The organism is uncultured Metabacillus sp., assembly GCF_947503125.1.
Classification (GTDB): Bacteria; Bacillota; Bacilli; order Bacillales; family Bacillaceae; genus Metabacillus.
This window is the reverse complement of sequence record NZ_CANNCR010000170.1, coordinates 1-861: the sequence shown is the minus strand read 5'-3', so window position 1 is coordinate 861 and position 861 is coordinate 1. Positions and strand designations below refer to the sequence as shown.

General features: G+C 30.0%; 1 protein-coding gene. It reads left to right on the top strand.

All coding sequences use genetic code 11. The features are described from left to right. Positions 1 to 132 precede the first annotated feature (132 nt). On the top strand, positions 133 to 861 hold a 729-nt coding region (locus Q1B07_RS26685; protein WP_299095849.1), incomplete at its 3' end, for a site-specific integrase.

Here is an 861-nt window from a genome sequence, read left to right as displayed (position 1 = left end):
TCATCTTATGGAAAGTTAATTATTATGTAAAGTTAAGTGCTAAAAAGCTTTATTTCCCTTCTTTTTTTAACATTCAACTTTGCATAATATTTAAATGATATAGTAGTATCGATTATTTTAAGGAGGAAAAAAATGATTGATACTACTAATCTCAATTTGTCGGAATTAATCCAACAGGCAACTTTGCATCTGAATGAATTGCAATATTCCGAAGGAACAAAAAATCGATATGTACTTAACTGGAAACACCTGCTGAAATACGCAGAAACAAGAAAACATAATACGTTTTCAATGGAGTTGGGACACACATTTTTATCAGATTATTATGGAATTAAACAAGGAACTAAACTATCTTCTTCACAAGTTTTTAAAGTCAGATGTATTAAAGTATTAAATGAATTCCATCAAAATAAGACATTTCGTAAGTGCCATCAACCAATAGGACAGCAAGTACCTACCCAATTTATTAGCTTACTAGATAAATATATCCAAGCACAAAAAAATCTGGAGCTGTCGGCACGTACTATTCAAGGTAAACAAATTAGAATTATACATTTTCTATGTTTCCTTGATAAGGGAAACTTAGTTGATATTAATACCTTAGTTCCTTATGATGTCTTGGCTTATTTAGAAACATTGAGTGAATATTCTAATTCTACAAAATCAGGTATTTTGTTTAACTTAAGAGATTTCTTGTCTTTTCTCGTTTCGCAAGGGTATGTTGAATCTCAATTAAATCAGCTTTTCCCTGTTATTTTATCAAATAAATTTGAGCGAATTCCTTCCTTTTACTCAACAGAAGAAATACAAAAAATCCTATTAACGGTGGATAGAAATACAGAGATTGGACGTAGAGACTAT